This window comes from Methanospirillum sp., from assembly GCF_028679455.1.
In the GTDB taxonomy this organism is placed as follows: domain Archaea; phylum Halobacteriota; class Methanomicrobia; order Methanomicrobiales; family Methanospirillaceae; genus Methanospirillum.
Genome location: NZ_JAJRBM010000421.1, coordinates 1 through 7,645, shown reverse-complemented (window position 1 = coordinate 7,645; position 7,645 = coordinate 1). Strand labels below are relative to the sequence as shown.

At 44.5% G+C, this 7,645-nt stretch carries 6 protein-coding genes; 2 read left to right on the top strand and 4 right to left on the bottom strand.

All coding sequences use genetic code 11. From position 1 onward, the window contains the following. Together LUQ50_RS14555 and LUQ50_RS14550 are read right to left on the bottom strand one after the other, a co-directional pair. On the bottom strand, positions 1 to 2,415 hold a 2,415-nt coding region (locus LUQ50_RS14555; protein WP_300040908.1), incomplete at its 3' end, for a NosD domain-containing protein. Positions 2,416 to 2,483: 68 nt separating this feature from the next. Then, entirely contained in the window at positions 2,484 to 3,419 is a 936-nt protein-coding gene (locus LUQ50_RS14550) for a hypothetical protein (RefSeq protein WP_300040906.1), read from the bottom strand. A gap of 214 nt (positions 3,420 to 3,633) precedes the next feature. On the opposite strand from LUQ50_RS14550, the gene LUQ50_RS14545 reads away from it, so the two are divergent. Both LUQ50_RS14545 and LUQ50_RS14540 read left to right on the top strand, forming a co-directional pair. Continuing rightward, the gene (locus LUQ50_RS14545; RefSeq protein WP_300040903.1) at positions 3,634 to 3,804 is read left to right on the top strand and encodes a hypothetical protein; all 171 of its coding nucleotides are present in this window, start codon (positions 3,634 to 3,636) and stop codon (positions 3,802 to 3,804) included. A 402-nt stretch (positions 3,805 to 4,206) separates the two neighbouring features. Continuing rightward, positions 4,207 to 5,538: a PKD domain-containing protein gene (locus tag LUQ50_RS14540; RefSeq protein ID WP_300040901.1), complete on the top strand. Its 1,332-nt coding sequence runs from the start codon at positions 4,207 to 4,209 to the stop codon at positions 5,536 to 5,538. 47 nt (positions 5,539 to 5,585) lie between these two features. On the opposite strand, the gene comE is transcribed toward LUQ50_RS14540, so the two are convergent. Both comE and LUQ50_RS14530 read right to left on the bottom strand, forming a co-directional pair. Further along, complete coding sequence (comE, locus tag LUQ50_RS14535; protein ID WP_300040899.1) at positions 5,586 to 6,707, bottom strand: sulfopyruvate decarboxylase subunit beta; 1,122 nt, start codon at positions 6,705 to 6,707, stop codon at positions 5,586 to 5,588. Continuing rightward, on the bottom strand, positions 6,700 to 7,645 hold a 946-nt coding region (locus LUQ50_RS14530), incomplete at its 5' end, for a cysteate synthase (protein WP_300040897.1). The genes comE and LUQ50_RS14530, both read right to left, overlap by 8 nt.

The window sequence follows — 7,645 nt, the reverse complement described above, 5'->3', positions numbered from 1 at the left end:
CCATGCATAATTTGGCTTGCTGCCTTCCTGGACGTGAATGTTATTGTTATTCTCCAGATAATTGTCAGTGATCAGATTCACTTTTTCAGAGGTAACTCCGCTCGTAATGAGGATACCCTCTCCTGCATTATTCACGATCAGGTTCTGACTGATTATATTGCGTCCGGATGGTTGAAACATAATTCCTGTGGCTTTATTCCTCTGAATAGAATTTCCTGTGATGGTGTTCGTATCTGAATAATAAATATTTAGTCCCCTGACATTTCCGGTCAGATTATTATCTGAAATCTGGTTTTCAGAACTTTCTTCAAGATAAATACCCGGCGGCGTGTTCTGTTCGCAGGTATTATTTAGGATAGCATTTTTCAATGAGGCTTTCAGGACGATACCCCCATTCCCATTTCTGGAACAGGCATTTTTCCCAACTGTATTGCCAGAAGAGCCCCCTTTTAGAAGAATACCTTCCTGATGGTTCAGAATTATTGAATTCTGTATGATCTGATTTTCAGATACCCCATCCAGAATCATCCCGATAAGATTCTTTTTAAGTTCATTGGAACTGATTACCGAATCTGTTGTTCCCCTCTCTATTCTCATGCCGCACTGGGCATTTCCGTTCATTGAACTCTGTGTTACCTTTGCTTTGGATACCCCTGAAATTATCATTCCGATGGTGTTGTAGGGAAGTCTGCAGGACTCGATCGCCAGTTCATCTGTATCTCCCGCTGATATTCCAACATAGGTACCCATTACCGCCAGGTTTTTGATGGTGATATTTTTCAGCCTGGCTGAATCGGGTGATTCAATAACGATTCCCCGCTGAAGAGGCGGTGAATCCAATCCAAATTGTACCGCAAATCCTTCAATCTGATGGTTGGATCCGTCTAACGTGACATCAGATGATGATATCCGGATGATTGTACCTGATGAAGAAAGAATATTAGATCCCAGCGTGTATTCTCCAGGCTTGGTAATCTCTGTTGCATGGATAATAATTGAAGTATTCTCCTCTTCTTCTGCAGGAAGTACAGTAGAAGGAGGGAGGACTGTTATCGTTGGTGTCGGAGTAATTGGCCTGGCCTCATTCCCGGTAGCAGAGATATTCTGCAGATATTCGTACATCCTGATTGCATCAGGAAGTCCATATCCGTATACCGGATTCCATTCCTCCTCTCCAAATCGGGTAGCGGTCTGAAATAGGGCATTTTTCATTTCTGTTCCTGAAATTCCTGGGAAAAGACTCCATTCAAGAGCTAATAGTCCGGCGATATGGGGGGCTGCTGCACTTGTCCCTGAAAACGGAGTTGCAAATCCGCCTGCACCACTCACCTCGACGGTATCTACCCCGGTGATATCAGGTTTTTTTCGCTCCTGTTCGGTTGGGTGAGCGATAGTTACCTCTCCCCGTGAGGAGAACTTCTCAATCGTCTGCGTCTGAGATGCAGGAACTGCGGCTACCGAGATTGCATTATCAACCGCTGATTGTCCGATGATTGAGTCTGAAGAGACCACGTATCCTTCAGGAATTGATACCAGTTTGGGATCCAGTTTTATGATGAGTTCAATTTCTTTTGGTTCAGCATTGTCAGCCTTTTTAACTCTGATCTCTGCTTTCAGTGGTTTTTCCCCAAGATACTGGGTGTGAAACAGTTCCAGCGCCCGTTTTTCGCCACCCTCAGTCCGTTCACTTATGGTTATTTCGTCACCGGTCTCACGATTATAAAGATACAGGCTGTATACATTTTGTCTTTGGTCGAATGGATCATCCCACTGTAGTACAGCCCCTATTTCTCCTCCAGATTTGATATCCACAGGGATACCGGTCGAACCATTAAACGAATGAAAATTCCCTCCTCCGTCTGTGAACATTCCCTGATAATGCAGTTCGGCATTGTTGCCTGCTGATGAAATATAAAGGATATCCGGATTTTGTTTTAGAATTTCACTGATATGTGCAGCAGTTCTGCCATCTTCAAAGTAAGGAATGTCCAAAAGACCTACATCCTCAACAATAATCGTACAACCCGCAGATACCAGACTATCAATGGCGTTTGAAAAACTAAGGTCATTCTCTCCGGCATCAGCATAATACAAAGATGCATTTGGGGCGATATCGTGAATGATTTCCAGCATCGCAGTTCCCTCATCTGCCTTTCCCTTTTTTAAAATTGTTATCTTGTCTGGAAGATCGCCGCTCTTCTGGGCATCAGCGAGATGTTGAACTCCGTTAGATATTACTCCTACCCGAATTCCGTGTCCATCTCCGCCGGTTCGGTCTCTTAGTTGGTCAGTCTTCAGGATTTCATCACCTGCAGTGGTGACACTCCCGGTACCGGTAACAGGAGAGACCAGATACAACAGAGAAATGATGAGGACGATGACTCCGATCTTCTGGATATACGATGATATGGCCATTATTTTCAGATTAGGTCTGTTTTTTTCTGACACATAGATTGGGACGAAACCGGAGGAAAAACTGAAATTCATGAGATACCCCCTCTTTTTTGTATCCCATTGATATCCAGTTTCGCAATCGATCCATTTGAGTAATCTGTCAGCGAATCTGTTTTTATCGCTATCGAATATTCAATGGTACAAAATCCCTGATCATTTGATTTTGCATTGGCTGACCAGGTCTCCGGATCCGAATCCAGGATCGAGTATGTTCCTTGTTTGAAGGTAAACCTGTTTGAACTGTCAGTATCCGGTACTGCTGTCCATCTGGCATTCGGTACTCCTCCCTGTCCCTTTTCTCCGGTTGCCTGCCATGGTCCGAATATTTTTCCTGCTGAATCCTTCAACCCTATTGTTCCCACGAAAGGTGTTCCCTGACCATTATTCCAGTGATAGGTGGATAGTGAAATGATATGAACGTCTGATTTAAAAGTAATCAGAGTTGGAGATTTCGGGTTATTGGTCACTGCATCAGTATTCTCATTGGTCCAGGTATTTCCTGCTGCTTTCATGGCCAGTATCATTCCCTGTGCCGATTCACTGATTCCTCCTTCTTGTTCAGGGGTCTGGGTCGGTTGTGGAATAACCTGAGGGTTTTCACTCTGCCCGCCTCCTGATTGAGACGTTACCGTGGGGGAAGGAAGAACCGGGTTCTGTGGATTTTCACTCTGTCCGCCGGTATCAATACCTGAATGAGATCCCGTTTCTGAACCCGATGCAGGAGATTCCCTTTCATCACAGATCTGGTTCTGATTACAGTCATGGCAGTATCCTTCCGGACAGTCGGAACATGAGACCAGGCAGGAATCGGTTGACGATGATGACCCTCCTCCTGAAGATTGGTCAGGTTGTGGCGGAATGATAGTGGGAGTAGGTGAAATCTTTGGTGTTTTGGTTGGGATAGGAGATGGATTCGGTTGGGAGACATCCATGGTATTGGGATTAATGAAATCTCCGGTTTCCATATCTATCAGCATGGCCGAATATGGATCATAATAAAATTGATTCAGTATTTGCACCGGTGATGAATCAGAATATCTGCTTATCAGATACCATCCTTTATCCTCACAATAGAACTTTTTTAGCACAGGATCATATCTCCAGTATGTTCTGGAGATGGGGTCATAATAAGACCCGGATTTTTTATCGAGAATCCATCGCTGTGGCTGGCTTTCCTGAATGGGAGATGGTGATTCGGCATTTTTTAATGCGTCCTTATCCGACGCAGTGTATGAGATAATCTTTGTGGACGTGATCCCTGAAGGTGAACTCCCCATACTTAATCCGGTTATTGATGAAGAACTCTCCGATATGCTGGTCAGTCCGATTATTGGCGTCCATGTGATATGATCTGCCAGGGTTATCGAAGATAATGCACCAATTATTAAAAATATTACCAATATTTGTAATAATCCCTGGATGTTACCTCGAATCATATAAGCTCCTCCCTTACGTATGAGGTGGATATACGCGCAGGAGTATTTAACAGTATTGAGGGTAATTCTCGCGATTTGTATCGGGATTTTTCGATGAAAATTGAAAATTCAGTTTTCCTGCAATTTGTAGGAAAACCTTGAAGAGTACATGATAGCACCAGTTGATTGTATAAATGAAAATTTCATCTAAATCACGGATACTTTTTATGATTTTTATATGAATCTAAATATAATTCAACAGACTTTTGAACATATCGAGGATATGTTTAAGTAATTCATAACTAACAACACAGACATTTCATGGATGGTGATAGAGTTGGGCAGATGTATTATTCCCGGATTATGTACGGTTGTACTCGTATTATTCCTGCTTAGTGTTGGGAGCCAGGTTGCTGCAACTCAAGCTCATTTTATGCTCCAACCTGCTATTGGTCAGGTACCGCTGACTGTTTTCTTTTCTGATAGTTCCGGTGGAAACCCTACTGACTGGCGGTGGGATTTCGGAGATGGAAATACAGGAGAAGGAAGGCAGATTATGCATACCTATCTCCAGCCCGGGATATATCCGGTAACTATGATGGTAACTGATGAATCAGGAGCGACTAGTACCAGCACTCTTCCTGAAGCTGTACGAGTAGAATCCAACCCATTCTTTCAAGCGATGCCTGAAATTCCACAGATAGCCTCATCCTTCTCTGCAGATTTTAATGTCAATAAACGTTCAGGGGCTGCTCCACTTCAGATTCAGTTCACTGATCTTTCAAGTGGAGATCCTACTTCCTGGATATGGGATTTTGGTGATGGTAGTTCAGACTCGGTTCAGAATCCGATCCATGTCTATACCAGACCCGGTACCTACTCAATCGTTCTTTCAATAAACAAAGAAGGTAGTACTGGGAAGAAAGAAGAGAAAAACTATATCACCGTTACTCAGGGTCAAGCAAAAGCTTCGATGAATCCCGGAGATCAGACTACCGGTGAAAAAACCTCATCTTCTGAATCTGCTTACTCCTCTGTTACGATTATACCAACAAAAACAATGGTATCTCCAGGTTTAGCATCTACTCAAGATTCGGTAGGAAAAACAGGTGGCATATCGCCAGACGGAGTGAATGCTCTTGCTACCCTGCCATCAACAGATTTTTATGCTCAAACACTGGCTCTTGTTGCTGCCGAATCTGGTTCAGGTAATCCGGATCAATTACTCGTGACCACAAATCCGGGCAGGGTTCAACATGGAGAATCATTTACCTCTGAAATTTCTGGAAGTCCGGGAGAAGATATCTACTTCTGGGTAGTAATCCCAAAAGATATCGCTGAATCAGAAAACCCGGTTGTTCCGTTCCTCGCACCGAATCAGAATGACATTATAAGAGATAATCCAACCGGACCATACCCGGTTGGAGCGTTTATCCCTTCGGAGAATGGTTTCAATCTCTCGCTTCGATCCCTGGTACCTGTTGATCCACCCTCTCAGGGTACTGCTCAATATGGGTTGGTCAGGCTGAACCAGACTGGAAATAGTATAGCAGTTTGGGATACTACCGCAACGTTGCCGGGAACTTATTTTATCAGAGCAGAATCTAAAATATCGGGGTCCTCTGAATCCAGTGTCAGAATAGCGGCTGCATCAATAGAAGTAACCTGATGACAGATTCCTGTTCTCATTTTCTCTCGAAAAATAGTGATTTGATCTCATCTACAGGACATCTCTCCTGAAAAGCGATTACGAATTTCAGTAGGAGAGAGTAAAATATTAGGTGCATTACTGTTGCCTGGTTCGATAATAACATGGATAAATCGTGGGCCGGTATGATCATTGTCATTCCAGGCAGTCTGCAATTCAGCCTGATTATGTACTTTTCTCGTCCATACGATCCCATTTGCTTGAGCGATGAGCTCAAGATCGATCGTCTGATAAGCAGGTGAACACTGATCTCCTGTACTGCCGTACACTCCGTTGTCTAGACATACTATCGTGAGGTTTTTTGGATTAGTTGCCGAAATTACCGGAAGAATTGCAGTGCCCAGGATACTTCCGTCACCATCCAATACAACTACATCATCCTTTGTAGCTAAGGCTATTCCAAGACTGATCGGGGTTGCCTGAGTATATGAACCAAGCATATAGAAGTTACGAGCCCGATCACAAGTCGCATGAAGTTCCTTAGAGGGAACTCCGATATTAGAGATAACATATTCGTTTTTCAGCAGACTGGCAACTGTCTGAATTGCATCAACACGATACATCTCTGGATTTTTGAATTCTCCGGTGTATGAGAGGGTAATTTTCCGTTCCCGTGATTGAAACGAACATCTTTTGGCAGGGCAAATACCCTCCCAGACCTGCGGAGAAATTAGGGCGATATGCGGGCGATGATTCTCATATGCATCCCTGATTACGGTTGATAGATGAGAGAGATCATCGGAAGTGAGAATACGGGTGTACGCAATTCCATACAGATCAAGGAGTTCTGGTATCTTTTCGTTGAATGGGATTTGGGCCGCAATCTTTTCCTGGTAATAACCTCGCCAGCTGGCAAGAATCGGGAGTGGGAGTCCGTATAATGCAGGTAGGGTCATCAAAGCATTCAATGAATTCCCTATACCTGAACTCTGCATCTGAAGGATACTACGCCCGTGCATGAGGGCGATTCCAGAGCATACTCCTATTCCATCCTCCTCACGTGATATGGTGATATATGTGAACTCGTCCTCAAGAACCATGCAGAGATCTTTGGTCCGATCACACGGGAGTGAGACCACAAATACTATCCCTTCCTGATGCAATAATTCCGCTACCTGTTCTTCATACATAGTTGCTCACCCATCTCTTCACGATATCAAGCACTTCTTCTGTACTTGTATGCTGATTTACTTCAAGATCAGGGGTGTGTATGATAACCCGTATATCTTCACGAACTCTTTCATATCCCCCTCCGGTTATGGCCAGCAGTACCTGTTCATCAGGTCTGATAATACCGGATGCTACTGCATGTATCAGCCCTGCGACGCAGACCGCTGCCGCTGGATCTACATCAACACCTTCAGACCGTTTGAAGAGTTCTCCTGCCTTCCGGGATTCTTCGGTAGTTGCTACTGCCATAGTTCCGTCAGTAGCCTTCAGGGCATCATATACTCCGCCACAAACTCCGTAAGGAGGTGTCCGGTTGGTCAGGACATCAGCAAATACCTTTGAGATTGTTTCTTTCGGATTTTGCATGTCTATTTCTGGGATAATATCCCGTCTATCTGCATCAAATGCATGTACCATCGGTACAAAGGGGTCATTCTGAATGAGTAACAGACGGGGAAGACCGGGGCCAAATCGTCCATCCGATACCAGGCGGGTTGCTGCTTCCCAGGCAGCAATACCACCAGTTCCGCTCCCTACAGCCTGTACATACCAGTCAGGAATTTGGCCAATGACTGCCGATCCTTCGAGCATCATGGTACCCATGCCGTCTCGTCGGGCAATATTTTTTGCTCCGCCTTCCGGAAAAATACCCGGGAGAGAGCAGATCTTATTCCCTAGAGTGATTGCATCAGTATAATCACCATGAACGGTGATGAGCAGAAGATCTCTTGCAGGAATGCTTGTCCAGATCCTGCCTCTGGCTTTTTCAGGAATTACCACAATCACCGGTTTTTTCGTTTCTGCTGATACCTGTGCAAATGCCCTCCCGGTATTACCTGCTGAAGCAACCAGAATTACTCCGGTAGTCCGTTCTGCAAGGCGTACCATTGTCGGTAGT

What these genes read in the sequence shown, in the direction of transcription:
- LUQ50_RS14550 (WP_300040906.1), bottom strand. Translation starts at nt 3,419, where the DNA reads ATGGAAACCGGAGATTTCATTAATCCCAATACCATGGATGTCTCCCAA.
- comE (WP_300040899.1), bottom strand. Translation starts at nt 6,707, where the DNA reads ATGTATGAAGAACAGGTAGCGGAATTATTGCATCAGGAAGGGATAGTA.
- LUQ50_RS14545 (WP_300040903.1), top strand. Translation starts at nt 3,634, where the DNA reads ATGGGAGATGGTGATTCGGCATTTTTTAATGCGTCCTTATCCGACGCA.